Annotated in this window: 21 protein-coding genes and 1 rRNA gene; 16 read left to right on the top strand and 6 right to left on the bottom strand. The window is 53.2% G+C overall.

The annotated features are described in order from the left end of the window. Position 1: 1 nt before the first annotated feature. The 3 genes from SH678x_RS15315 to SH678x_RS15305 are packed head-to-tail and all read right to left on the bottom strand — an operon-like array spanning position 2 to position 2,727. Positions 2 to 1,816, bottom strand: a complete 1,815-nt coding sequence (locus SH678x_RS15315) for a PAS domain-containing sensor histidine kinase (protein ID WP_496919327.1) — start codon at positions 1,814 to 1,816, stop codon at positions 2 to 4. A gap of 42 nt (positions 1,817 to 1,858) precedes the next feature. Beyond that, complete coding sequence (locus SH678x_RS15310; RefSeq protein WP_496919326.1) at positions 1,859 to 2,236, bottom strand: response regulator; 378 nt, start codon at positions 2,234 to 2,236, stop codon at positions 1,859 to 1,861. A 53-nt stretch (positions 2,237 to 2,289) separates the two neighbouring features. After that, on the bottom strand, positions 2,290 to 2,727 hold the full coding sequence (locus tag SH678x_RS15305; RefSeq protein ID WP_496919325.1) for a type II secretion system protein: 438 nt from the start codon (positions 2,725 to 2,727) through the stop codon (positions 2,290 to 2,292). 357 nt (positions 2,728 to 3,084) lie between these two features. Between SH678x_RS15305 and SH678x_RS15300 the strand changes: the two genes are divergently transcribed. The 5 genes from SH678x_RS15300 to SH678x_RS15280 are packed head-to-tail and all read left to right on the top strand — an operon-like array spanning position 3,085 to position 8,272. Next, positions 3,085 to 4,704 (top strand): HD-GYP domain-containing protein, encoded by a 1,620-nt coding sequence (locus tag SH678x_RS15300; protein WP_496919324.1) that lies wholly within the window; start codon positions 3,085 to 3,087, stop codon positions 4,702 to 4,704. Between the two features lie 21 nt (positions 4,705 to 4,725). After that, a complete protein-coding gene (locus tag SH678x_RS15295; protein ID WP_496919323.1) occupies positions 4,726 to 5,223 on the top strand; it encodes a pilus assembly FimT family protein in 498 nt (165 codons plus the stop codon). 51 nt (positions 5,224 to 5,274) lie between these two features. Beyond that, positions 5,275 to 6,330: a hypothetical protein gene (locus tag SH678x_RS15290; RefSeq protein WP_496919322.1), complete on the top strand. Its 1,056-nt coding sequence runs from the start codon at positions 5,275 to 5,277 to the stop codon at positions 6,328 to 6,330. A gap of 2 nt (positions 6,331 to 6,332) precedes the next feature. Further along, positions 6,333 to 6,977 (top strand): type IV pilus modification PilV family protein, encoded by a 645-nt coding sequence (locus SH678x_RS15285; RefSeq protein WP_496919321.1) that lies wholly within the window; start codon positions 6,333 to 6,335, stop codon positions 6,975 to 6,977. A 2-nt stretch (positions 6,978 to 6,979) separates the two neighbouring features. After that, a complete protein-coding gene (locus tag SH678x_RS15280; protein WP_496919320.1) occupies positions 6,980 to 8,272 on the top strand; it encodes a hypothetical protein in 1,293 nt (430 codons plus the stop codon). Positions 8,273 to 8,274: 2 nt separating this feature from the next. Here the strand turns inward: SH678x_RS15280 and SH678x_RS15275 are convergent, their stop codons facing one another. Both SH678x_RS15275 and SH678x_RS15270 read right to left on the bottom strand, forming a co-directional pair. Next, positions 8,275 to 9,072: an enoyl-CoA hydratase/isomerase family protein gene (locus SH678x_RS15275; protein WP_496919319.1), complete on the bottom strand. Its 798-nt coding sequence runs from the start codon at positions 9,070 to 9,072 to the stop codon at positions 8,275 to 8,277. Positions 9,073 to 9,085: 13 nt separating this feature from the next. Further along, a complete protein-coding gene (locus SH678x_RS15270) occupies positions 9,086 to 10,222 on the bottom strand; it encodes an acyclic terpene utilization AtuA family protein (RefSeq protein ID WP_496919318.1) in 1,137 nt (378 codons plus the stop codon). A 62-nt stretch (positions 10,223 to 10,284) separates the two neighbouring features. Between SH678x_RS15270 and SH678x_RS15265 the strand changes: the two genes are divergently transcribed. The 4 genes from SH678x_RS15265 (at position 10,285) to SH678x_RS15250 (ending at position 15,298) form a co-directional block, all read left to right on the top strand. Next, on the top strand, positions 10,285 to 11,403 hold the full coding sequence (locus SH678x_RS15265) for a formylglycine-generating enzyme family protein (protein WP_496919317.1): 1,119 nt from the start codon (positions 10,285 to 10,287) through the stop codon (positions 11,401 to 11,403). A gap of 322 nt (positions 11,404 to 11,725) precedes the next feature. After that, complete coding sequence (locus tag SH678x_RS15260; RefSeq protein ID WP_496919316.1) at positions 11,726 to 12,346, top strand: hypothetical protein; 621 nt, start codon at positions 11,726 to 11,728, stop codon at positions 12,344 to 12,346. A 93-nt stretch (positions 12,347 to 12,439) separates the two neighbouring features. After that, positions 12,440 to 13,156 (top strand): hypothetical protein, encoded by a 717-nt coding sequence (locus SH678x_RS15255; protein WP_496919315.1) that lies wholly within the window; start codon positions 12,440 to 12,442, stop codon positions 13,154 to 13,156. Between the two features lie 174 nt (positions 13,157 to 13,330). Then, positions 13,331 to 15,298 carry a hypothetical protein gene (locus SH678x_RS15250; RefSeq protein WP_496919314.1) on the top strand — a complete coding sequence of 656 codons (1,968 nt, stop codon included), beginning with the start codon at positions 13,331 to 13,333 and terminating at the stop codon, positions 15,296 to 15,298. On the opposite strand, the gene aroH is transcribed toward SH678x_RS15250, so the two are convergent. Continuing rightward, entirely contained in the window at positions 15,273 to 15,695 is a 423-nt protein-coding gene (gene aroH, locus SH678x_RS15245) for a chorismate mutase (protein WP_496919313.1), read from the bottom strand. The genes SH678x_RS15250 and aroH overlap by 26 nt on opposite strands. A 549-nt stretch (positions 15,696 to 16,244) precedes the next feature. On the opposite strand from aroH, the gene SH678x_RS15240 reads away from it, so the two are divergent. The 7 genes from SH678x_RS15240 to SH678x_RS15210 all read left to right on the top strand — a co-directional run bounded on the left by SH678x_RS15240 (position 16,245) and on the right by SH678x_RS15210 (position 23,875). Beyond that, positions 16,245 to 17,778: ribosomal RNA gene (locus SH678x_RS15240) — 16S ribosomal RNA — on the top strand. 973 nt (positions 17,779 to 18,751) lie between these two features. Continuing rightward, complete coding sequence (locus SH678x_RS15235) at positions 18,752 to 20,308, top strand: serine hydrolase (RefSeq protein WP_496919312.1); 1,557 nt, start codon at positions 18,752 to 18,754, stop codon at positions 20,306 to 20,308. A 218-nt stretch (positions 20,309 to 20,526) separates the two neighbouring features. Next, the gene (locus SH678x_RS15230; RefSeq protein WP_496919311.1) at positions 20,527 to 21,042 is read left to right on the top strand and encodes a hypothetical protein; all 516 of its coding nucleotides are present in this window, start codon (positions 20,527 to 20,529) and stop codon (positions 21,040 to 21,042) included. Positions 21,043 to 21,085: 43 nt separating this feature from the next. Further along, complete coding sequence (locus SH678x_RS15225) at positions 21,086 to 21,478, top strand: hypothetical protein (RefSeq protein WP_496919310.1); 393 nt, start codon at positions 21,086 to 21,088, stop codon at positions 21,476 to 21,478. A 72-nt stretch (positions 21,479 to 21,550) separates the two neighbouring features. Continuing rightward, a complete protein-coding gene (locus SH678x_RS15220; protein WP_496919309.1) occupies positions 21,551 to 21,997 on the top strand; it encodes an SRPBCC family protein in 447 nt (148 codons plus the stop codon). A 42-nt stretch (positions 21,998 to 22,039) separates the two neighbouring features. Beyond that, positions 22,040 to 22,486, top strand: a complete 447-nt coding sequence (locus tag SH678x_RS15215; protein ID WP_496919308.1) for a GNAT family N-acetyltransferase — start codon at positions 22,040 to 22,042, stop codon at positions 22,484 to 22,486. Positions 22,487 to 22,672: 186 nt separating this feature from the next. Next, positions 22,673 to 23,875, top strand: a complete 1,203-nt coding sequence (locus SH678x_RS15210; RefSeq protein ID WP_496919307.1) for a DNA polymerase Y family protein — start codon at positions 22,673 to 22,675, stop codon at positions 23,873 to 23,875. Positions 23,876 to 23,938: the final 63 nt, after the last annotated feature.

Raw genomic sequence — 23,938 nt, 5'->3', positions numbered from 1 at the left:
ATCACTCCACCGGAATTGTGATCGTAAAGGTGCTGCCTTGATTGAGAATGCTCTCGACGGTGATCTCACCGCCGTGCATCCGTACGACTTCGCAAGCGAGCGACAATCCCAAACCGGTGCCCGTTTCGTTTTGTACGCGCGGATCACTGCTGCGGAAAAATTTCTCGAAGACTTTAGATACTTCCTCGGGAGCAATCCCGACACCCGTGTCTTCCACGTCGACTTGCATGAGGGAATTGTCGAGTTTGACGCGCAAAGTCACGCGGCCGCCGTTGGGGGTGTACTTGGCGGCGTTACCCAACAGGTTCACAAGCACGGCGATGAACTTGTCCTTGTCCAGCCGCACCTCTGGCATCTTCTCCGGCAGTTCGGCCGTGAAGGTGATGCTCTTTTGCTGCATCACGGGATCGACTTTTTCGAGCACTTCTTCCAGCAATCGTGCGGTTTCGACCTTTTGCTTGTCGATGCTCAACGAACCCATTTCCATGCTGCTGATGCTGAGCAGATCGTCGACAAAGCGTGCCAGTCGAGTCACTTCGCTGTTGATGATGTTGCAGAACTCTTTTTGTTCTTCAACGTCGATCTCGTCGCAGGTGACCATTGTCTCGGCGTAAGCCTTGATATTCGACAACGGTGTGCGCAGCTCGTGTGTGGCCGTGTCGATGAACTGATCGCGCATCTTTTCGGCGAGCTTTTGCTGTGTGATATCACGCAGGCACCACACCTGACCTTGAATGCGAGGATTCTTGACCGGCTGCCTAGAGACACGCAGCACGCGGTCGGCATGCTCACCATGACGGTGCAATTCGCACACCGCTGGTCGCGAGGCCAACTGCGGATCAAGCAGCGGCGCGGCTTCGGTCGTGTCGTCGCTGGTGCACAACCACTTTTGCATTTCGGTTCCCTCGGGAACGGTTTCGCCCAGCAACGAGGCCACCGCGCGATTTACGAAAGTTATGCGGCCTTCCATATCGGTGACCGCCACGCCTTCCGGCAGATTTTGCAAGATGTCGGCGTGCTGACTTTCGCGACGCGAGGAGGTCGCCGCCTGGAGACGTTGTTCGAGCGATTGGTTCTCCGGGTTTTCTTGGAGACGAGCCAACGCTTCGACAATGCGATTCCAGCCTAATGAGAACGTGTCATGCACGGGAACTGTTGTGAGCTCGACGCTGGCTTCCTGTGGTAATTCAGCCAGATGTTGGATTTGCTTGCTGATTTCCGAAATCGGTGATGTGACACGGCCAAGCACGACCGCACCCAGAGCGACGACCGCGAGCGGAATCAGAATAGCGATCGGCGCCAAGCGAGCGACCTCGCTAAAAGTGCACCAAAGACTTGGTTCCGACACGGCGACTCTGAGCGAACCGAACGGCTGCCCGTGAGCCATAAGGGTTACGCGATACTCTTGATGCGTCTTGCCAGCTTCGTCAGTAAATCGCACCCCGGTGATGCTCCCCCAACGGAGATGGCTGCCTTCATGTTCTTGAACTTTTTGCCCAATGAACTGGGGATTGCTATGGGCAAGGAATTTGCCTGTGGGGGACTCAATCGAACAATAATGGGCACGAAATTCGGACTTCGCCTGCGAGACCAACGACTGCAAGTTGGTCAAACCACCGCGAATGTATTCGACTTCGAGCGCGGCAGTGAGCTTCCCCAGACGAGATAAGCTGGAATTAACGCCCCGCGTGTTAAGAACGCTGTGAGACGTGACGAGCACACCTACCGAAAGCCATGCCACTGCAATAACGCAGAATAGCAGATAGTAGGCAACCACCCTGCGAGGCAAACCCAGATTGGGACGGCGGAAAAACATGGCTGGTCTGCGTCGGAAACACGGTCGGTGAGTGCCCAAGAGTTAGACGTACGTGTTGAGCAAGTCCTCAACCGCGCGGACCACCGCCGCGGGGCTAAAGGGCTTGGAAAACACGCCGCTGATTCCCAGCTCCTCGCGCAAGCGCGGGAGCTCTAATTCCAATCCCTTGGCCGTCAACAAAATGATCGGACAATCCTGATAGCCGGGCAGCTTACGCAATTCACTACACAACTCGATACCCGTGAGTTCCGGCATTTGTTGGTCGGTCACGACCACGTCGAACTGCATCAGCTGGGCGGCTTCGAGCGCTAATCGCCCGTTCCTGGCGGTTTGAGTTTCAAAGCCCGCCCGGTCAAGGGCAAACTGTGTCACTCTGGCCAAAGCCAGGTTATCGTCGACGATTAGCGCTTTCTTTGCCATGTGTTGCCGATTCTTAGGTGGTCAATTCTTTCGATTCAAACTGGGAGCGTTTCTTATAGATCGCTGTATTGACCGGAGCCAGAAGGAGTTGCATCTGTACTATTGCTGATGAATTCGCCCGTGGTTGGGTTGTACATCCAACCGGTTGTTCCATCTGGCACCAAAGGATCAGCACTCGATGGCTTCACCAAGTTGTCTTGTGAGCCAACAGGGCTGTCTGGAAAATCCCCACGAACGTAATCACTCATAAATTCGTGAAAATTACCCGCTCCCGTGCCGTCGCCCGTGCAGGCGGGAAATTGACCGCCATTGTCGGCGGCATACAGCTCGATTCCGTCACGCACGATGGACAGCGTTTGCCGCGTGCCATTTTCGGTAGCCAAGCCCGACGTGGAGAACAGCTTGGGAGCTCCCACGCCAGCCAGAATTCCGAGAATCAAAATCACGACAACAAGTTCGATCAAAGTGAAACCATTACGGCGTCGAGACATTTTGCAGCCCTCTTACAAAGTAGTAGAGACGATATCGATATTGAGCATTCCTTAAAAATGGTAGCTCGCTCTCAACAAAGAGTTCCGTTTTTCAAGATTCTTACAACGAAAAACTTGACGGACTAGAAAATAGATAGCTTGCGAACGATACATGATGCATACGGTTTTCCGAATCACAAAGCCAACTATCCGTTACATCACTCACAAACCTTACCCATCGTCTGGCAGGGACCGAGAATGCCGCAAGGACTGTTTACTAAGCTATTCTTCTCAGTAGTCACGACAAACGACTGATGTGCTTTTGCCACATGGGTTGGGTGAGCGTGCTCATGTATTGAAATGATTGAGGAAGTGAAGATGACGACTCCCTTAGCCAATCCCGACGTGGAACAATTCCGCCGCGTAAAAAGCATTGTGGAATTAGAGAATACGCTCGAAATTCAATTCGATGTGTGGGTTCGCGTGGATGGTTCGTGGGAGTTGTCAACTGACAACGATTCATCGAAGTATGAGGGCGTTCTTGAAAACGAGATTCTTGAAAATGCCTGGAAGTCGCAACAACCGGCGATCGAAGAAACAGACTCCGGGCACTATCTCATAGTCATTCCCAAACGCGATTTGAATCGCCGCCAGAGTTTTGCTTTGACATGTCTCATAGAGACAGATAATCCCAAAGTGCTGCTTTACGCCTTGCAACAAAACGAACAAGTTAGCCAGCATGAAGAAGAGTTGGGACGGCTCCGCGAAGAGAACTCAGCGTTCTTGCGGCAGGTGAGCGAAGACTTCGAGGAACTCACTTTTTTGCGTTCGATGGCCGAGCACTTGACGCTTGAAGAAAGCAATCAGGCACTTACGCGGTTGACCGATTATACACTGTCGCTACTGGGCCAGATCGTGGGCGTCGAGCACTTGTACTTCCTTGATGGCCGCGAAGATCAGCCCGATGTCAAAGCCGCATGGAGTGAAACGGCGAGCGAAATCCCTGCATTTGAGCCTTGGCAACTCGAATCACTTACACGGGATCTTTCGCAACTCATGGGTGACCGACCGTTGGTGCGCAACTCGATCAATCCAGAAGATTTGGGCTATGGCCTGACCGGCATCAAAGAACTGGCGATCGTGCCGGTTTCGTCGACCATTGCCCAGATTGGTTGGCTGCTGGCAATCAATCGCAGCGGACGGCAAGCTGCCTTGTGTGCCGAGGTGGGTTGGAAATTAAGCCAACACGAACTGGGCACCCGTGAGGCATCGCTGCTCTGTACCGCCGCGGCGATGTTGGCTTCCCATGCCAACAACTTGGCGTTGCTGGAAGAACGCGAAAATTTGCTCGTGAGCGTGGTGCGAACGCTTGTTTCCGCCGTTGATTCGCGTGATCCGTATACATGTGGTCATAGTGAGCGAGTGGCGTTGTATGCCAAGCGACTTGCCCAAGAAATTGGACTCGCCGACGAAGAATGCGAAAAAATTTACCTGACCGGCCTGCTGCACGACTTGGGGAAGATCGGCATCAGCGATTCCGTATTGAAAAAATGCGGTCCGCTGACTAACGAAGAGTTTGCCGAGATTCAGCAGCATCCCGATTTGGGCTGGGCTATCCTGCAAGAACTCGAACAGTTCGCCTATGTCCTGCCAGGCGTGCTCCATCATCATGAGCGTTACGACGGCAAAGGCTATCCCGACAATCTTCAAGGCGAGGAGACGCCGTTGGAAGGTCGATTGCTGGCCGTGGTGGATTCGTTCGATGCGATGACTTCGGACCGCCCCTATCGCGCGGGTATGCCAGTCGAGAAAGCCATCGAAATTCTCGGTGATGGCGCGGGAACACAATGGGACTCACGATTGATCGACGCATTCCTGCGTATCCTGCCGGACATCATCGAGATTCGCGGGGAGTATCGTCGGCCACCGTTGCCAAGCCGCAAGACCCTGGCTGCGAATGCCTGGCAAGCGAGTCTTGCTGGCAGCACCGCTGAATAACTTTGCGATGAGGGAAATTTCATGTCCCCCTCGAGCTTTGGCAATTCGTTGCGGATCGCAAATCAAAAGTCGGTGCGATACGCGTTTACGTTGATCGAACTGATGGTTGTGCTGTTGATCGTGGCCATTATGGCCGCGGTGGCGGCTCCCAAATATGCGGAAAGTTTGGCCAGCTTTCGGCTACAAGGCGTCGCACAACGGATCGCCGCCGATATCCGCCAAGCCCGACGTTATGCTCAGCAAAATTGCACGACACAAGCGATCAATTTTGACACCGCGACGAATTCCTACACGCTCACCGGCGTCAACGACGTTGACCGACGTTCGCGGACCTACCAGTTTTCGCTCGCGAGCCCGGAGTACGAATGTGAATTGGTTTCCGCGAATTTCAATAGCACGGCGATCTTGAGCTTCGATATTTATGGCCGCCCCGTGAACACCGGAACAATTGTCGTGCGTTCTGGCAACTTGACTCAAACGCTTAGTGTCGATGAATTGGGCCAAGTCACGGTTCTTTAGTAACGCTTAATGAATAGAAACGGTTTAACACTGCTTGAGTTAGTTGTTGCCATGGCCTCCAGCGTCATTTTGGTCGCTGGCTTGGCGGGTTCGCTGTACATATCGAGTCAGGCTCTACCGACCGCGGACGATCCCGCACGGCAATCCGCCCAGGCGGCAACTATTATTCGCGACTTGATGGCCGACGTGGGGATGGCGCTCTCATTCACCGAGCGTACCACAAGGGCGATCACGTTCACGGTTCCCGATCGCGACGGAGACAACGCCCCTGAGACGATTCGCTATGCGTGGTCAGGGACTGCAGGTGATCCGCTTACCTATCAATACAACTCGGGCAGCGTCATCAACATTGCGGTGAACGTTCAAAACTTCAATCTGGAAGGTCTCACGCGGGTGATGGAAGCCGAAGCGATGTCGGCGCCCGTCGCGGCGAATGTCGTTTTTGAAAACTTTGAGGAACGTAAATCCACATCCGGCACGAGTTCCGTCGTTACGAAGCCTGCTGGAACAATCGAAGGAAGCTTACTGATTGCCGCTGTTTCCCTGGATGGTGAAGCACGTAGCTCCTTAAATGCGCCCAGCGGATGGAACTTGATTTACAAAGGGCCCGGTGCTCACGTCAGCGGAAGTGCGCAACAAACTTTTGGTGTCTGGTGGAAGATGGCTTCCAGCACTGAAGCCTCAAACTACACATTCAGTTGGACCGGATCGCGACAATCCTATTCATGGATTATGCGATTTAGTGGTCACGATTCCAACACGAATAACACGATTCACGCCTTTGCAGTTGATTCGGTAGGCGGAGCATTGGGGGTTCTTTCGCCACTCTCTCCGGCGGTCACGACAACAGTGTCGAATGCGATGATTCTTAGACTCGGTGGGTTTGACAGTTGTCGTTTCGCATTAACGGATGTTCCCGGACTTGTAGGACACACGGTGATTACCGCTGATGCCAGTAGTACGAGTACGATCAGCAGCAGTTCGGGTGCAGCCGCCTACACGATACAGTCGACACCTGGAACCTCAGGAACATCGTTATTTGTACTTGTCGGTACCGAGCAATATACGTCGGTTACAATTGCCATCGCACCCCAAGAAGTGGAATAACGATGAAACGCTTTTCACCTAATCGCTCGGATCATAAGCCAGGTTTAACTCTCTTGGAAGTTGTGGTGGCCACACTAGTCATGGGCGCCATGCTCGTAGCCGCGCTTGAAGCCGTGGGAACCGTTTTTCATACCCATCGTTTAAATGCTGATCGACTCGGCGGGATGAGTTTAACCCATGAATTGATGGCCGAAATCATGGCGATGCCGTACAAAGACCCAACCGCCACGACCAGTCTTCTCGGCACGGAAAGTGGCGAATCTACTACTAATCGAGCCACCTTTGATGACGTCGACGACTACAACGGCTTAAATGCCGTTGGGTTGCGAACCAAAAGTGGTACCGTTCGGCCAGTTTTCGCCGGTTGGCGTACACAGGCCCAAGTCGAATGGATCGAGGTATCCACAGGACTGGTTTGGATCTTGGGCGACACGGGACTCAAGCGTATCACAGTGACCGTGACTTCTCCCGCGGGTGAAGCCACCCAACTTGTGGGATACCGCTTCCAAGAAGGAGTGCTGGAAAAGTCACCCGCAGTCGACACCATAGCCGTGACTTGGATCGGTGCAGAACTGCAACTGGGAGCTGACTCGAATCCAGCCCGAATGGGTGTTAATCTCCTCAACCATACGCCCGACGCGGAATAAGCATGAATCGCAATCTCACAACAACGCGAAAAAGCCGAGCAGGGAGTGTGTACGTCGCGGTCCTTGGCGTGGCCATCATCGTGGCGGTGATGGGGATTTCGTCAGTTCACGTTGCGCGGGTAGAAACGCGGCAAGCGGTGGCGCTCGACGAGATAGCACGGGCCCGTCTGGCTGCTGTTTCGGGCGTGGAATGCGTTCTGGCGAAAATTAAGAGCGACCCCCAATGGCGACAAAACTACGACAGCGGGGCTACTAATGTCGTGGGCAATCTCACGGCGGCACTTGGCCTTTCGGGAATGAGCAGCCAATCTTTCGATTTCACGTTGACGGATACCGACGGCGACCTCGACGACAACGATGAAGATACAGTGACCATTCGCTGCGTCGGCACCGCGGGCAACGCCCGTCATGTCGTTGAAGTTATGCTGCAACCCAATGGCGAGGGTCTCTCCTGTTTGGGCGCATCGCTTCACGCCGGAGGGGACATAGTTCCACAAGGAAGTATCACTACGAATCAGGTCATTAGCTCGAACAGCAATATCAACGCGACCAACGGCAGTGCTGCCGTGACAGGCAATGCCCAGGCCGTGGGAACAGTTTCAGGCAACGTATCCGGCACACGAACGAACGGCATGAATCCCGCGCTGGAAATGCCGGATCCCGATAGCGTGTTTGAGTATTACATCGCCAACGGCACTCCGATCTCTATCTGGCAGCTTCCGGGACAAAAAATCGAGAAGGTCGTTTTGAGTTCCTCAAATAATCCCTATGGCTCAGGGGTTGCCAATGCCCAGGGGATCTATGTCATCAATTGTTATGGGAACAAGATCACTCTGCTTGACTGTCGCATCCAAGGAACACTCGTCTTTCTCAATGCCACGGCTGGAATCGAGATAGAGAAGAGCATCGTCTGGCAGCCGGCTGTGGCAAACTTTCCCGCCTTGATGGTCGAGGGGGACGTCGTCATGAAATGGGAACAAAACGTCGCGCTGAATGAAGCCTCGGTGGGCGTAAACTTCAATCCTAGCCACACGCCCTATCAGAATGGCGCGGATTCAGACATGAACGATAGTTATCCCGGCACGATTTCAGGAATCGTCTACATTACTGATGACCTTTATACAGATAAACAAACCAAGATTGAGGGCTCGCTCGTTGTGGGAAACGATGTGTCGACACAAGGTACATTAACTCTATTGTATAAGTCGACTTATTTCACGAACGCTCCGCCCGGGTTTGCTTCGGGCACCGAAATGGAATTGGCTCCCGGAACGTGGAAGCAAGCCGCTTATTGACTTCATTTCCATTCGGGTTTGCGCTGGGCAAGAAAAGCCGCGATTCCTTCTTGGGCGGCCTCGGTGGTAAAAGCCGTGGCTTGCATCACGGCTCCCGCGGTAAGCTGTGTTTCGAGTTGCTCGCCAATCGTTTCGTTGAGCAGTCGCTTGGTGAGTTGCAAGGCTTCGGGGGCTCCTTCGGCACATTCCCGTGCTATCTCGGCAGCACGTGCCCAAACTTTGTCCGAAGTCGTAATTTCATGAAAAATTCCCAAACGTTCCGCTTCCTGGGATGAAACAATTGTGGAGGAAAGCAACAAACGGGCTGCATGCCCGGCACTCAGCCGATGACACACAAGCGGAGCAACCACTCCTGCCACCAATCCACGGCGAGGATCAGGTAGCCCAAAGGTCGCCTCAGGCGCCGCCACGACGATATCACTGGCCATCACGAGACCAGCACCACTCGACAAGGCTGGGCCATTCACAGCGGCGATGATCGGCTTGGTGAGTTCCAGCATCCGAAGCAGCAAATCGCGATAGTCGGCGGCATCCTCGCCCCAACGATCTTCGGAATCAGCCCAATCCGCACGCTGTTGTGAGGAGTCGCTAATTTCTTCGAGATCGGGACCACTGCAGAAAGACTCCCCTGCCCCGGTGAGAATGATCGCTCGGACGCGCTTTTCGCGATAGAGATCGTCAAACGCCTCGGTCAACTGATGGACCATCACACGCACGAGGGCATTGCCATGATCCGGACGGTTGAGAATAACCGTGCCGACTTCGCCTGTAATTTTGACTTCCACCAAGGAACTTTGCATATACATCGCTGTCTCACAACCATTCACGTGCCGGACGGGTCTCCACCGCCAGAGTCAATTCATCGCGTGGTATCAGATGCCACTCAGTTTTCTGAATCATTTCGATGGTTGGGCGCGGCTCGACAATTGCGCCCCAGCCGTTCTGCCTTAAGGAAGATTCTATCGCAGATAATAATTGCTGGCATTCCGCCAAGGTTGCCCCTTGGTAGGAAAGTTTTTCCAGATATTCATGCGGTTCTGTTCGATAGTTAGAAATGTAAGCCTTCAAATTGAATTTTTCTGGCGAAATTTCTTGTTCGCAAAACCGCGACAGTTGTGCATGGTGGTCACCCTCGGTCGAAATCAAGACTTCGAGCTGATAACCTCGATCAAAAGTCAGTCTGAGATTCCACGCACCGGATTGCGGCTCAGCTTCGACATTGGAAATGGTCATGCTCCCACGGCTTGGCGTCAGTTCCAAATGGCTATAATCACAAGCTAAATCAGCGTGTCGCACGCTTCCCAATTTCTGAACAACATCGAGATGGCCACTAGCGCCAGATTCGATTTTGACCGTCCCGTCGGAAAACGTCTCCACAAGCATTTCTGAAAACTGGCTCGCGGCGGCGAGTTGGCCTAGTTGGCTGATGTCTTCCCAAGAGCTAAACCCTTCGCTGACGCCTGCTGCGAGAAAGGGAGCGGTTGTATCATAGTCGCCACACACGACAACTCGGGCCCCTTCGGCCAGGGCCGTGGCAATCGGCCCCGCGCCGATTTCGACCTGGGCCGCAAGAACATTATGATTTTTGTTTATAAGGTCCGGGGGAACGAACTGTTCCAGGGAGTTTATTAGATTACTGCCCCGAATCGCGGCAATCGGCATGTCGGCACTGCCATGTTCCGCGAGAAACTCGGCAAATTCTTCCATAAAGGTCACCACATGATTTCCACCGGCGTTGGTGACGACTTGAAGCGTTGGGCTTAAATACAAGGCTTTGTGGATATCCCGCCAATAGGACCTGAAATCGTCAGCAAATATGCTAGACGTAGGCTTTGTTTGCTCAGAGCACCGCGAAAAATCCAACTGCAGAAAATCTATGTCGTTCTGGGTCAGACAGTCTTCCAGACGGGTCGTATAATCAGTGGGTAAAGTGAATCGAATCAGCTTCATCTGTTAGGCCTGCCGATCGACAGGCTTTCCTTAGCTTTGCTTTCAACAATCCGAGATTGTCCATGAATCACGTTGATAAGCCAACCGCGTTCAGAAACCCCTATTTCGCTGCGTTATTCGCAGGTGGACTATTGTTGGGAATTTTTCTGGGGGTTTATAAGTTTGGCTTTGCTTCTCGTAACGAACTAGCACAAGCCACCCCAACAGCGACGCTCACCGCGCAAACAGAAGCTAAGAAAGCACCTCCGGGAATGGTCTGGATTCCGGGGGGCGATTTTCAGATGGGTACGAATTCGGAAATTGGCTGGCCCGATGAACGCCCCGCTCACAAAGTGCGGGTGAGCGGTTTTTTTCTCGATGAAACCGAAGTTACAAACGCGCAGTTTGCGAAATTCGTGAAAGAAACCGGCTACGTCACCACGGCAGAGAAAGCTCCTACGCTGGAAGAAATTATGAGCCAAGTTCCACCCGGCACTCCTCCGCCGTCTGAGGACATGCTGGTGGCAGCTTCGATGGTTTTCTCACCTCCCAAAGCTAAAGTGCCTCTCGACGACTTCAGCCAATGGTGGCAATGGGTCGAGGGTGCCGATTGGCGGCATCCCGAAGGACCGGGAAGTTCGATCAAAGGGCGCGAAGATCATCCCGTGGTCCACATTTCTTGGTTTGACGCCGAGGCCTATGCCAAATGGGCGGGAAAGCGGTTGCCCACGGAGGCTGAGTGGGAATACGCCGCGCGGGGCGGGCTTAAAGAACAAGATTTCACTTGGGGCAACAAACCGCCGACCGACAAGTTTATCATGGCCAACATCTGGCAAGGTGAATTCCCACAAACCAACACAGAGATCGATGGCTTTGCCAGGACAGCTCCCGTCAAATCTTTTCCGGTCAATGGCTTCGGTCTCTACGACACGGCGGGGAATGTGTGGGAGTGGTGCGATGATTGGTATGACCGCGATCTGCATCCGCGACTGGCCGCCGCAGAATTGGTCGTGGACCCTAAAAGCCCTGAAAAAACGAACGATCCTCAACAACCGTTCGCCAAGCTGAAAGTGCAAAAAGGGGGGTCATTTTTATGCCACGAGTCCTATTGCTTGCGGTATCGGCCTAGTGCCCGCCACGGAGGGGCGCCGGACACGGGGATGTCTCATGTGGGTTTTCGCTGTGCGCAAAGTGCTGAATGACCCTCCAGCGCCCGATTTGTCCCACCTATCGGCAATTTTTATCTATTCACCCCCCTCTTACCGGTGGGTAAGAGGCGTTATCTGGAGAAATTCGAACGAAAACTCGGTCCGGTTGATTGACACGGTATTGACTGCTGGTACATTCACGAATGTCAGCGTGGATCCTGCGGTTTATTGCCGAATATGGATTTCGCAAACTTTTCGGTGCGGTCGCTACTTTGTTGGGTGGCATCTGCAAGATTAAATCTCGTCAAACACATAAGTCTGTCGGTTAGTCAACACAGCAATTTAGATAGGCACACCTTTTGAGAGGGGTACGCTAATGACAAGGACAACATCTAAAGGACTTTTTCACTTTCTCGCTATTCTTGCGCTGTTGGCTACCTTAGCTCCAACTTCTCAAGCAGGTGTCTTAAATCTGACTGGCGACGAACTTCCTGGTTGGACAGGTACCGTCCCATTCAATAACGGCGTTGGCCTCAGTGGTTCCATCGATTACGCCGTCTTCACAGCAAATGCCTTCAACTCAAATTTTGCTGGCTTGGGATACGTTCCTACGGGGCCTTTGGTGTACACCTATCAAGTGCATGTGACGGGCCCACTTGGTGTATCTGCTGAGATAGTGGGTATCACGAATCCGGCAAGCGGAATCGGAACTTTTGACATCGGCGATCAAGATGCTTCCTCAGCGTCGTTTACCCCCAATGCTCAATGGCTTTTTTCACCGGAAATCCCAAGTGACAACAGTAGCTGGGGGCTTGCTTTCTCGTCACCCAATTTGCCAATTATCGGTGGTTCGCTCACTGTCGATGGCGGAACAACGGCCTTTGTGCTCGGTGTTCCCACCCCTGGTCAGATCGCTATACCCGAACCCGCTTCGATACTGCTGTTAGCTTCATGCTTCGCTGGGTCATGCCTAACGAGACGTGTTCGCCTGTCGTGAGATATGAGCCGAACTATTCGCTCATCGCTCCAAGAGTTATTCGTAATCTACTTAAGATCGGGCACTCAAAGGTTGAATCGGAGTCAATAACCAATGTCATTCATCAACGCCAGTCGTACGTTTTCTCTAGCCATTTTGGCCATTTGTTCAGCCGCAATTGCTTCGACTGCAATCGCAGGTCCGCTGGCAACGACGAACCTTGCCCTGAACGACGGTTTTGGTCCCGATGCAGGTCGGTGGCATGGCAGCGTTAATATTTCGGCTTCGGCCTTGAGCAACACTGTAACCGCTCAAGTCGATTGGGCAGCTTTTGCTCCCGGTCCAAAGTTTCAACAGTATCTTGATTCGCAAGCCATCGCCCAAGTCAATCCGGCTGCTCCTGGGGAAGTGATCTACGTCTATCAGGTCGTGTCCGTGTCGGCGGCCTCGCCCGGCATTGGCACATTGACGGTTGGTGTCGATTCCACCGATGCACGTGGCTCGATCTCTGCGGCATCGTTCCTGTCCACGGGCGCCGGGACTGAAAAGTCTCCGACAAGTGGCGGTGATAACACGACGTCCATGGCTTGGTTTTTCGGCGGAAATTCCGCGTTGCAGGCTGGCAATACGACCGGCTTGTTGATCTTCACCAGTCCTTTTGCTCCCGAATTGGATTTTCTTGCTCTAAGTTCGGGACTTGCAGGTGGATTTGCGCAGGTGGCTAGTATCAGCGACCGGATCTTCCAGTTCGATGTTCCCGAGCCCTCCGCAGCTCTTCTCGCGTTGTTTGGTTGCGTGGGTTTGATGGGTACTAGAAAAGTGTCTCGCTAGTTTCTCAAACTAGTTCAGGAGAGTTCAGTTCTGTCTCAGTCGGAAGATCCGACGGGCGATGTGCAAGGAGTTGCATCGAGTCAGGAGCCGTCAGGTGAATTTGGAGTTCACGCTGTGGGAAACGTGTAGAATGGTCTTACCGACCATGTCTCCAGCCGCGGGCGTACTCCTTAAATGCTCTGCAACTCTGCTATCCAGTTTAGGCATCATCGCGGCCTTGATGCCGTCTATTGGATACGCTTCTTGATTGTTTGCAGCATCGCTTTGGCTCCGCTCGCAGCACATGCCGGAATTAATGCCGACAATGTGCTGGTTCTCTACAATGCGGATCAAGGGCTGGCTGGCCCTGGATATCAAATTGCCGACTATTACAACCAAGCGCGACCCGGCGTCCATCTGCTCGGACTAACCGGCATCGATTCCATTCTCACTGGCTCAACGTCGGAACTTGTCACCGCCGACAATTATCTCAGCGTCATCCGCCCGCAAGTCCTCTCGGCCATTTCAAATATCCCCGATTCCATTGATGTGATTGTCACGACTAAGGGACTGCCTCTTAAAATCGATGCGGGAGTTAAAGACGCGGGTAGCACGACACTTCTTTGGCGGCGATATTCCAGCCTGGAAAGCGAGCTTACGCGCATTGACTCGATTGCCTCAAGAAATGCAATGGGCGACCAATTTATATACACCGGCTTTCCCGACCTCGATCCCAAACCTGCCTCCAATCCTTATTACAACACGAATCAGCCATTCCTTCGTGCGGGATCCGATCCGCTTAACGGCGACATACGCTTGTCAGCAAGACTCGATGGCTTTGACGTGGAAACGGTTAAAGCTTCGATCGATCAGGCGCAGAATGTCGTCGTGCTGCCGCGGGCCTTCACAATTGTTGCCGATGACGATCCCTCGGCCGCGACCGATCAAATGATCGACAATATTCCCGGTGGCCCAGGACCAGGGCTGTTGGGTGCCGTTAAGTCGACTGGCTATCAGTTACTCTATGACAACACCGACAATCCAATCACAACCGCTGCCCTGCCAGTTCGCGGATATGTAAGCCATGGCACCAACGACGGTGCTGGCGGCTTGGAATCTGGTTATGTGCGGAACCAATTGAACTTTGATCTGGCTCCAGGTGCCGTATTCCTAACGCACGAAAGCTGGAATGCTTCGAGTTTTGATCCCTCGGCAAGTCGCAGCCAAGGATCCGTGGCAGAGTGGCTCGAAATCGGCGGTACGGCGGGAATCGGCCATGTTCACGAGCCCTTAAACGGTGCCGACAATGTGACCAATGAAGACATGTTGTTTCGCAGTTTGCTTCCCAAAGCGGATGCGCAGCCCGGCGAGGGTGGGCTCACTTTTGTGGAAGCGGCTTGGAATGCCACGCGGCAACTTTCCTATGTGAACACAGTGATTGGTGATCCACTGATGAAATGGACCGCGTGGATTCCCGGCGATACCAATCTCGATGGCAAGGTCGAATTCAACGACTTTTACACGCTGCAAGGGAACTGGAACGGCGCGGGAGGCTACGCCGACGGTGATTTCAACGACGATGGCGAGGTCGATCAACACGACTTCGAAATCTTGCGCGAGAACTGGCTCCAGGGAAGCACATTAGCGGCGATCGGAGATTTCAACATCGAAGTCACCCCGACGTTGAATTCTTCAACTGGCTTACCAGAACTCGCGGCCAAGCTGGTTACACCGGCGAATTTTGACGGCGATCTTGACGTCGATAGTGACGATCTCGCTCGGGTGTTGCGTTCGTATGGTATCAATGCCGGCGGCGATATCGATGGCGATGGCGACACCGATGGCCGCGACTTTCTGGCCTGGCAACGATCGGCTTTTGACTACTCACTCACAGCCGACTTCAACTACAGCGCCAGCGTGAATGCAGGCGATCTCTCAATTTGGCAGAACTCATACGGAATGAATCGCGGCGGCGACGCCGACGGCGATGGCGACACGGACGGTCGCGATTTCCTGATTTGGCAGCGCGAACACAGCTTGCCTGCGAAAGAACACTTGAGCAGCGCGGATATCGTGCCCGAACCTTGCGCCTTAGTTTTGCTGTGGAGTAGCTTGGCTGGGGTTCTCGGACGCCGCTTTAGCCGCACTTCATTTTTTCTTTGATCCAGGTCTCTAGTTCCTCGAGGTCCACCGGCGGTAGCGATTGAATATCCGGCCGCAAGCGCTTCGCTTCACGCTCGTAGACGTGCTTAATCTCGGTCTGAGGCTTGTCAGTGTTCCAGTGGATCAGAATTCTCACGCAGAGCGGCAAGCTCCCTGGAACGGCCATCTCGTGTCCACAGAGCAGCGGTACGTCGGAGAGGCCCAATTGCCGCGCCGCTAGGGCCGGGAATTCAGCATCGATGTCGGGAGTCGTGGTAAAAATCGCGCTAGCAACATCCGCCGCCTCGATGCCGTTTTGCCGCAACATCAGCGCCAGCAACTGGCGAGTCGCTTGCAAGAGTTCCTCGCGATCGTTTTTCTCAACCGTGGTCGCGCCGCGAACACCTCGACAAGCCATTTTTGCATCCTGATATTGCGATTAGCGGGAAACTGCGTCGTTACAGACAAGATCGGCCAACGAGACTCAGCTTAGTCTGGCGATTCACGAAAGTTAAGCTGTCAGGTTTGTTTCGATAAATTCATAAGCTGACGAAACAGCCATCAACTCGGCATAGTCGTAAAACTCCCTTGTTTTGCTGCACTTTCTGCGTCGAGCTAAAAATATTTGAAAGTTATTTTGTGACCTGTTGACAGCTAACAGTCGATTGGTAGAATCACGAGTCTCACATGCAATCGCAGGCATCGCCTGGGAAACACATGAGAGACCTTTCAGGCGGTTATTAGCTTGAAAGTAATTTTGCTCTTTGACAATTCGGTAAGTGACTTCTATTCAATTTCTGAAGACCGCAAGGTCTTCGAGAGTTGTTTGCCAGCACAAGATTGTACATGCAACACTGCGGATTAATTCCCCGCAAATGTTGTTTTCAAACGCTGAAAATTAAGGCTCTTAAACTTGCCTAGCCAACGATTCATCGAATCGCACGGCGACAGCAGGCTAAGTATACATTAATTGAAGGGTTTGATCCTGGCTCAGAATGAACGTTGGCGGCATGGATTAGGCATGCAAGTCGAGCGAGAAGAGTTTTGAAGCTTGCTTTGAAACTCGGAAAGCGGCGAAAGGGAGAGTAACGAGTAGTTATCTACCCCAAGGCCCGGAATAGCTGCGGGAAACTGCAGGTAATGCCGGATAATATCCCCGGATCAAAGGTGTGATTCCGCCTTGGGAGGAGACTGCTTTGTACTAGCTTGTTGGTAGGGTAATGGCCTACCAAGGCTACGATGCATAGCGGGCGTGAGAGCGTGGCCCGTCTCACTGGGACTGAAACACTGCCCAGACACCTACGGGTGGCTGCAGTCGAGAATCTTCGGCAATGGGCGAAAGCCTGACCGAGCAATGCCGCGTGCGGGATGAAGGCCTTCGGGTTGTAAACCGCTGTCGTAGAGGAGAAAGGTCTGATGAAGAATCAGATTTGATCTATTCTAGGAGGAAGTCGGGGCTAAGTTCGTGCCAGCAGCCGCGGTAATACGAACCCGACAAACGTTATTCGGAATTATTGGGCTTAAAGGGTGCGTAGGCGGTGCGGTAAGTGCGGTGTGAAATCCCTCGGCTCAACCGAGGAATTGCGCTGCATACTGCCGTGCTGGAGGGAGACAGAGGTAAGCGGAACTGATGGTGGAGCGGTGAAATGCGTTGATATCATCAGGAACACCGGTGGCGAAAGCGGCTTACTGGGTCTCTTCTGACGCTGAGGCACGAAAGCTAGGGTAGCGAACGGGATTAGATACCCCGGTAGTCCTAGCCGTAAACGATGAGCACTTGATTGAGGGCCCCCCCATAGGCTCTCGATCGCAGCGAAAGTGTTAAGTGCTCCGCCTGGGGAGTATGGTCGCAAGGCTGAAACTCAAAGGAATTGACGGGGGCTCACACAAGCGGTGGAGGATGTGGCTTAATTCGAGGCTACGCGAAGAACCTTATCCAGGCCTTGACATGTACGGATGCTGCCCGTGAAAGCGGGTTAGTTGCCTTCGGGTGAAACGTGCACAGGTGCTGCATGGCTGTCGTCAGCTCGTGTCGTGAGATGTCGGGTTAAGTCCCTTAACGAGCGAAACCCTTGTCTTTAGTTGCCAGCGAGTCATGTCGGGGACTCTAAAGAGACTGCCGGTGTTAAACCGGAGGAAGGTGGGGATGACGTCAAGTCCTCATGGCCTTTATGGCCTGGGCTGCACACGTCCTACAATGGCATATACAAAGGGATGCTACCTCGCGAGAGCAAGCAAATCCCAAAAAGTATGCCCCAGTTCGGATTGCAGGCTGCAACTCGCCTGCATGAAGCCGGAATCGCTAGTAATCGTGGATCAGCATGCCACGGTGAATATGTTCCTGAGCCTTGTACACACCGCCCGTCAAGCCACGAAAGTGGGGGGGGCTTAAAGTCGCCGAGCTAACCGTAAGGAGGCAGGCGCCTAGAGTCAACTCCGTGATTGGGACTAAGTCGTAACAAGGTAGCCGTAGGGGAACCTGCGGCTGGATCACCTCCTTTCTAAGGATTTCTTAGAACTGCATTGCAAGAAACTAGTTGCTTCGGCAACAAGTAACGAGCAATGTTGAAATCTTTGAGACCGGTGACGGTCTCAAAAGTAATGGGGACAATCCTTGTGTTTGGTATAGAAGTCAGCAAAGCGAATCGAGCAATCGATACGTGAGCAAGCTGCCGAATTGATATTGAGAACCCGGCCCAAGAGTTAGCCGCTCTGGGCCGGGTTTTTTTATGCGCTGAGAGTGAAGAAGCAGAGCACGGCGAGCCGTAAACGTCAGTGCCCGGAGTTTCTGGCCACGGAATTTCACGGATCAAACACGGATACGAAATCCGTGTGCTTCTGTGTTTCATCCGTGGCTTAGTTTTTTAATCGTGCCAGTGGAATTATATTCAGTTCTATCTCGCTCGAATCTTTGAGCCCGCAATTGAAAATTTTGGCAGGTCTAATGGCATGTTCATATTCCCTATGTGGGACAACGAAAGCCTGAGAATTGGTAAACAGCGGTGTACGCCGTTAGGTTACGCACTTCATGGCTTAGCCGAACTACTCGGCTTTATTGGACTTTTACTTTTCCTGGGTACCATAGCATTCCTTGGCTATCGCGGATTCGCGGGCAGCTTTCGACTTACACTGCTATGGCTTCTTTTTTTGCCAGTCGTACTCGGCGTGTGTGCTCGGGTTCTTTATCGATATTCATGGCACCTCGCGTCGCTCAAGAAATTTCATTACGACGATGACTCGAGAACAGCAAGTTGGGATGAGAACGGAAAGCGTGTTGAATATAATTACAAATCCGTGGCTACTTAGAAAATAGATGGAAGGGCATTCACTACGTCTATAGTTATGCAATGTGACAGTCACATTGCATTTATGCCACGACCTTACTTAACGAATTCCTGCGCCGCTAAAATTCTCTATTCCGTCGCCGGCGAGTACCAAGTTCAAGACTGTGGCGAAAAACTCAGGAACAGCAACATGAAGAATAATTTTCATATCCTTGGCCGTGGCGGTGTAGTGGCCTTGCTTGCCATCGTTATTCTGGCGTTCGGGGCAGCATCGGCACCGGCCGTCACTCGGGAAAACGTGAAGGCCGCCATTCCTGAGCTGGAAAAAGTTGTCGAAAACGTGCGCAAGCAAACTGGCGTGCCTGGCATTGCCATCGCGGTGGTCCACGAGGACGAAGTCGTTTATCTCAAGGGCTTCGGCGTGCGAGAGGTGGGCCAGTCGGACCCCATCGAAACCGATACGGTATTTCAGCTGGCGTCGGTCTCGAAGCCGATTGCTACGACGGTGATCTCCGCCTTGGTTGGCGAGGGAAAAATTGGCTGGGATGATGCCATAACCGACCACGATCCGGGTTTTCAGCTATACGATCCCTGGGTCACGCGGGAGCTCACCTTTCGCGACCTGCTCTGCCATCGCAGCGGCCTGCCAGATCACGCGGGCGATTTGCTGGAAGATTTGGGCTACGATCGGGCGGAAGTTCTTCATCGCCTGCGGTATTTGAAGTCTGGGGATCAATTTCGCTCACAGTATGCGTACACGAATTTCGGATTTACGGAGGCAGGCGTTGCTGCGGCACGCTCGGCCGACACGACCTGGGAAGAGCTTTGTGAGGCCAAACTTTACAAGCCGCTCGGCATGACCTCTACCAGTTCACGCTATGCCGACTACGAGTCTGCGCCCAACCGTGCATTGCTGCATGTTCGCGTAGATGGGAAGTGGGCACCAAAAAATGTTCGCGATCCCGACGCCCAGTCACCGGCCGGGGGCGTGAGTTCCACGATACGCGACATGTCCCATTGGCTCCGCTTGCAACTTGCCGAGGGAAAGTTCGACGGCAAGCAAGTCATAACGTCCGCGGCACTCAACGAAACCCACCGCCCCCAGATCGTTAGCCGTCCTGCCGCCAACCCGGCGACGGACCAGGCTGGCTTTTATGGGCTGGGTTGGAACGTCAGCTACAACGACAAGGGGCGAGTCTTCCTAGGGCATTCCGGGGGATTCGACTTGGGAGCGGCGACCGTCGTCAACATGTTCCCTGCTGAAGAGCTCGGCATCGTCGTTCTTACCAATGCCGCCCCGATGGGAGCAGCCGAAGCGATCGCGGCGAGCTATTTGGATTTGGCCATGGCGGGCAAAGTGCAAATGGATTGGCTGAGCTTTTTCGGAGGATTGGTTGAGGAAACCGAAGAGCCCCAGCAGGACGAGGCAACTCCTGCTGCCGATGATTCGCCCGCGCTGCCTGCGGAGGCCTATGTCGGCAAGTACACCAATACGTACTACGGTGATCTCGAAGTCGTCGAACAGGATAAAAACCTTGCTCTGCTGATGGGACCGAAAAAAATGCGATTTCCCTTAACGCATGCGGACCGCGACGACTTTATCTATCAGCCGATCGGCGAAATGGCGACGGGTGAAAGTGCCGTGAGCTTCCAGATGGGACCAGATGGCCGCGCGAGTGCGGTGAATTTGGAATATCTCGATGCTCAGGGACAAGGAAGGTTTATCCGCGCAGGAACCGCGGAATGATTGGCGAGCCGTAAACGCGGCCAGCCGGATGCCTCAGCTTCCGTAAATCATTTTTGCCACGGAATTTCACGGATGGAACACGGAAAAAGAGAGTCCGTGTAATTCCGTGTTTCGTCCGTGGCTAGATTTCTTACACCTTTATTTGTGGCAGTATTGACTTACAATCCCAAGTTATTGGTTCTGTACGAGAGTGAGCTGCTTTATTACTGGATTATTCCATGGGTGTCGAAGTTGTTATCCACGGTTTCATTAATTGTCCCTTCGATTTCGGACGACATGAAGAATCTCGTCGGGTGTTTGAACACAACACAGAAGTGATTCAATCACTCCCAAAAGAAGCACATAATGATGACGATTATCCATTTATCGTTCGCTCTATGTTTAACGTGCATCCGCCTAAAGGAATCGTTCCTTATTACGGTTCCAATCTGATTACTTTTGGTGGCGTTTACAAAAACATGTATCATTTTGAAAGTGATTGGATTCTCAGGTTCGAACAAATACTCGCCAAACTTTGCTGGTTTCAAGCATCAGCATTCAATAATTTCGGTGCACTTCGATGCGACTGGAATGCTGAGCAAGCTTACGAACGTGCCTTTGCCGACCCACCCTTATCACCGTTACGGTGGTCAATGTCTACTTTTCAACTTTCAAGTTTGCAGGTTCCTTTTAAAGAGGCCGTTGATGAAATATCGTCGTGTCTGGTTAGAGATAGACCTAAGCCCTTGAGCTAGTAACTACTTGTGTTCCGTAAGGACAAATATAGTAGCTTTCATCTTGTTAGTAGAATTTTTTGCTAGAATCTTAATCCATTTCCTCTACTCATTTAGTTTTGCTATGAATGTGTATGGCCTTGATATTGTGGATCGAATGGCCGAGTCGCATAGTTATTTGTTCAAACTGATCGCCAATGAAAGCGGCGTTGCTTTTTTTCCGCACACAATGGAACATCGCGAGGTAATTCAGCCGGGACTTTGCTACAGTGACGACTCCGCAGGCAATGCTCTGGCAGCGATGGTAAAACCTGGCCTTATCGAGTTTCGGTTCCACAAAGAATTTTCAGATGACCGTGTCAGAACTATCGCGCAAACGATAGTTAATCATCCAGATATCCGTTTTGCATCCGACTTTGCTATAACCTACCAAGGTCGACCCATACATTTGCCTTGAACTCAACTTCTCACCCAAAATAGTTGGCGCTCAGATGCAAGTAACGACGTGATTTTTAAAAAGGTCCTCCCCATGCCCAACACCATCCGTTTCCATCGTGTCCTCACCGCCCCACCCGAAAAAGTTTACAAAGCCTTCCTCGATCCCGATGCGATGGCCAAGTGGCTGCCGCCGAATGGGTTCACGGGGAAAGTCCACGAGATGAACGCGCAAGTGGCCGGCGGGTACCGGATGTCGTTCACCAACTTCACCACCGGCAAGAGCCATTCCTTTGGTGGAAGCTACCTGGAACTCAAACCCGGGGAGTTGCTCCGCTATGTCGATCGCTTCGACGATCCCAACCTGCCGGGCGAAATGCAAGTCACCGTGACGTTCAAGCAAGTCTCGGTCGGCACGGAACTGAGCATCGAACAAGCGGGCATCCCCGACGTGATCCCGCCCGAAGCGTGTTACCTCGGCTGGCAGGAATCGCTGCTGGCACTGGCGAAGTTGGTGGAACCGAACATACCGGATGAGTGAAAGAGCAAAACACGCTGCCACCAATCGCAAAAAGCCGCGACCATGACTGAGATTGTTTGCTCCCAAATCGAGTTTGGTACACCTTCTTACGCAGCGGCATTTGCGCTGCGTGAAGAGGTTTTGCGGAAACCGCTTGGAATTTCTCTCAATGACGAAACTCTTGAGCAGGAACGCCACTACTTTCATCTCGTTTGCCACATGAATGCTGAGCTGGTTGGTTGCTTAGTGCTCTTGCCGATCCAAGCACGCGACATACGTATGCGACAAGTTGCCGTCTCTCCTCATCTGCAGCGTCAGGGTATCGGCAAAGCCTTGGTGGAGTTCGCCGAGCAATTCGCCCGTGAGCGAGGGTTCACGTTGATGACGCTCAACGCACGCGATACGGCCATCCCGTTCTACGAAAAACTCGACTACACGCGGATCGGCGAGCCTTTTGAACAAGTGACGATCCTGCATTGGGAAATGCAAAAGTCGCTGTCAGTTGGTTAATGTCCCTTCTTCCAATGCAATCAGTTCCTCATACTTTTTCACAACCTCCGCCGCGGCAATGTTTTCATCACGGCCGAGGAATTACGAGTCGGAGACTCGTGCCACTCTGGAAAATTCTCTTGACTTGGCCTTTGTCTAATAGTAGTGTACAGATGTATGCTAGCTGTCAAATGGCTTTTTCTCGATATGAATTCATTCTTCGCTTCGGTCGAACAGCAAGTTCAGCCGAAGTTGCGGGGAAAGCCTGTCGCTGTGGTGCCGGTGATAACCAACCGCACTTGCTGCATCGCCGCCAGTTATGAAGCTCGGGCGTATGGGATTCGCACGGGGACCAACGTCGGCGATGCGAAAAAGGCTTGCCCGCAGTTGCGGTTGGTGCTGGCCGATCACGAACGGTATATCCGCGTGCATCACCAAATCATCGAGGCCGTGGAGACGGTGTTGCCGGTGGAGAAGGTTTGTTCGATCGACGAAATGGTGTGCCAGATTTCTCCGCATCAACGTGGGCTGGATGACGCGATCGCGCTGGCTGAGCGCGTGAAGGAAGCGATTTACAGTCAGGTCGGGCCGTTTTTGCGGTGTTCAGTGGGCTTGGCTCCCAATCGTTTTCTCGCGAAGGTGGCGAGCAACATGCAAAAGCCCGACGGGCTGGTTTCGATTACGGATAATGAACTGCCTTACAAGCTATATCGTTTGTCGCTCACGGATTTGCCCGGCATCGCGCGGGGGATGCTGGCGAGATTGAACAATCGGGGCGTTTATAATGTCCGCCAATTGTGCAGCTTGTCGCGCGAGAGCATGGCCGACGTTTGGCAAAGCGTGTTGGGGGATCAATGGTGGTGCTGGCTGCGGGGGCTCGATTATGAGGATGTGCCGACGCAGCGCCGCACGGTGGGCCATTCGCACGTGTTGGCCCCCGAGTTTCGCACGGACCTGGGAGCGCGGGGCGTGTTGGTGCGGCTGATTCATAAAGCCGCCAGCCGCATGCGGCGTTTGGGCTATTGGGCGCGGCGGATGAAGTTGAGCCTGTCGTATCAATATGGCTGGCCGAAGTGGCAGGGGGTCGCCTATTTGAGCCGCTGCCAGGATACGCCAACGATGCTACGGGCGTTTGAAGAATTGTGGGCCGAGCGGCCCCCGGGGGGCATTCCGCTGAAGGTCGGTATCGTGCTGTGGGATTTCGCCAGCGACTTGAATACTCCGCTCCCCTTGTTTGCCGAGGAACGCCGGAATTTGCGGGCGACCCAGGCGATGGATGCGATCAACGAACAGGTCGGGCCGAATTCGGTGTACTTCGCGTCGATGCATGAAGCACGCGATCAAGCCCCGATGCGGATCGCGTTCACGCACATTCCCGACATCACGGCCGAAAGTGAGGGACATCGCTGATCGGCGTCGGTAATTCGGGGCGGCGCTAATTCCGGGTGACTGCCACGAATGGCGGCGTTCGGC

This window comes from Bythopirellula superficialaquae (genome assembly GCF_059632245.1).
Note: the sequence above shows the minus strand (reverse complement) of the source record. Positions and strands in the feature narration are given on the sequence as shown.

What these genes read in the sequence shown, in the direction of transcription:
- SH678x_RS15315 (WP_496919327.1), bottom strand. Translation starts at nt 1,816, where the DNA reads ATGTTTTTCCGCCGTCCCAATCTGGGTTTGCCTCGCAGGGTGGTTGCC.
- SH678x_RS15310 (WP_496919326.1), bottom strand. Translation starts at nt 2,236, where the DNA reads ATGGCAAAGAAAGCGCTAATCGTCGACGATAACCTGGCTTTGGCCAGA.
- SH678x_RS15305 (WP_496919325.1), bottom strand. Translation starts at nt 2,727, where the DNA reads ATGTCTCGACGCCGTAATGGTTTCACTTTGATCGAACTTGTTGTCGTG.
- SH678x_RS15300 (WP_496919324.1), top strand. Translation starts at nt 3,085, where the DNA reads ATGACGACTCCCTTAGCCAATCCCGACGTGGAACAATTCCGCCGCGTA.
- SH678x_RS15295 (WP_496919323.1), top strand. Translation starts at nt 4,726, where the DNA reads ATGTCCCCCTCGAGCTTTGGCAATTCGTTGCGGATCGCAAATCAAAAG.
- SH678x_RS15290 (WP_496919322.1), top strand. Translation starts at nt 5,275, where the DNA reads ATGGCCTCCAGCGTCATTTTGGTCGCTGGCTTGGCGGGTTCGCTGTAC.
- SH678x_RS15285 (WP_496919321.1), top strand. Translation starts at nt 6,333, where the DNA reads ATGAAACGCTTTTCACCTAATCGCTCGGATCATAAGCCAGGTTTAACT.
- SH678x_RS15280 (WP_496919320.1), top strand. Translation starts at nt 6,980, where the DNA reads ATGAATCGCAATCTCACAACAACGCGAAAAAGCCGAGCAGGGAGTGTG.
- SH678x_RS15275 (WP_496919319.1), bottom strand. Translation starts at nt 9,072, where the DNA reads ATGCAAAGTTCCTTGGTGGAAGTCAAAATTACAGGCGAAGTCGGCACG.
- SH678x_RS15270 (WP_496919318.1), bottom strand. Translation starts at nt 10,222, where the DNA reads ATGAAGCTGATTCGATTCACTTTACCCACTGATTATACGACCCGTCTG.
- SH678x_RS15265 (WP_496919317.1), top strand. Translation starts at nt 10,285, where the DNA reads ATGAATCACGTTGATAAGCCAACCGCGTTCAGAAACCCCTATTTCGCT.
- SH678x_RS15260 (WP_496919316.1), top strand. Translation starts at nt 11,726, where the DNA reads ATGACAAGGACAACATCTAAAGGACTTTTTCACTTTCTCGCTATTCTT.
- SH678x_RS15255 (WP_496919315.1), top strand. Translation starts at nt 12,440, where the DNA reads ATGTCATTCATCAACGCCAGTCGTACGTTTTCTCTAGCCATTTTGGCC.
- SH678x_RS15250 (WP_496919314.1), top strand. Translation starts at nt 13,331, where the DNA reads ATGCTCTGCAACTCTGCTATCCAGTTTAGGCATCATCGCGGCCTTGAT.
- aroH (WP_496919313.1), bottom strand. Translation starts at nt 15,695, where the DNA reads ATGGCTTGTCGAGGTGTTCGCGGCGCGACCACGGTTGAGAAAAACGAT.
- SH678x_RS15235 (WP_496919312.1), top strand. Translation starts at nt 18,752, where the DNA reads ATGAAGAATAATTTTCATATCCTTGGCCGTGGCGGTGTAGTGGCCTTG.
- SH678x_RS15230 (WP_496919311.1), top strand. Translation starts at nt 20,527, where the DNA reads ATGGGTGTCGAAGTTGTTATCCACGGTTTCATTAATTGTCCCTTCGAT.
- SH678x_RS15220 (WP_496919309.1), top strand. Translation starts at nt 21,551, where the DNA reads ATGCCCAACACCATCCGTTTCCATCGTGTCCTCACCGCCCCACCCGAA.
- SH678x_RS15215 (WP_496919308.1), top strand. Translation starts at nt 22,040, where the DNA reads ATGACTGAGATTGTTTGCTCCCAAATCGAGTTTGGTACACCTTCTTAC.
- SH678x_RS15210 (WP_496919307.1), top strand. Translation starts at nt 22,673, where the DNA reads ATGAATTCATTCTTCGCTTCGGTCGAACAGCAAGTTCAGCCGAAGTTG.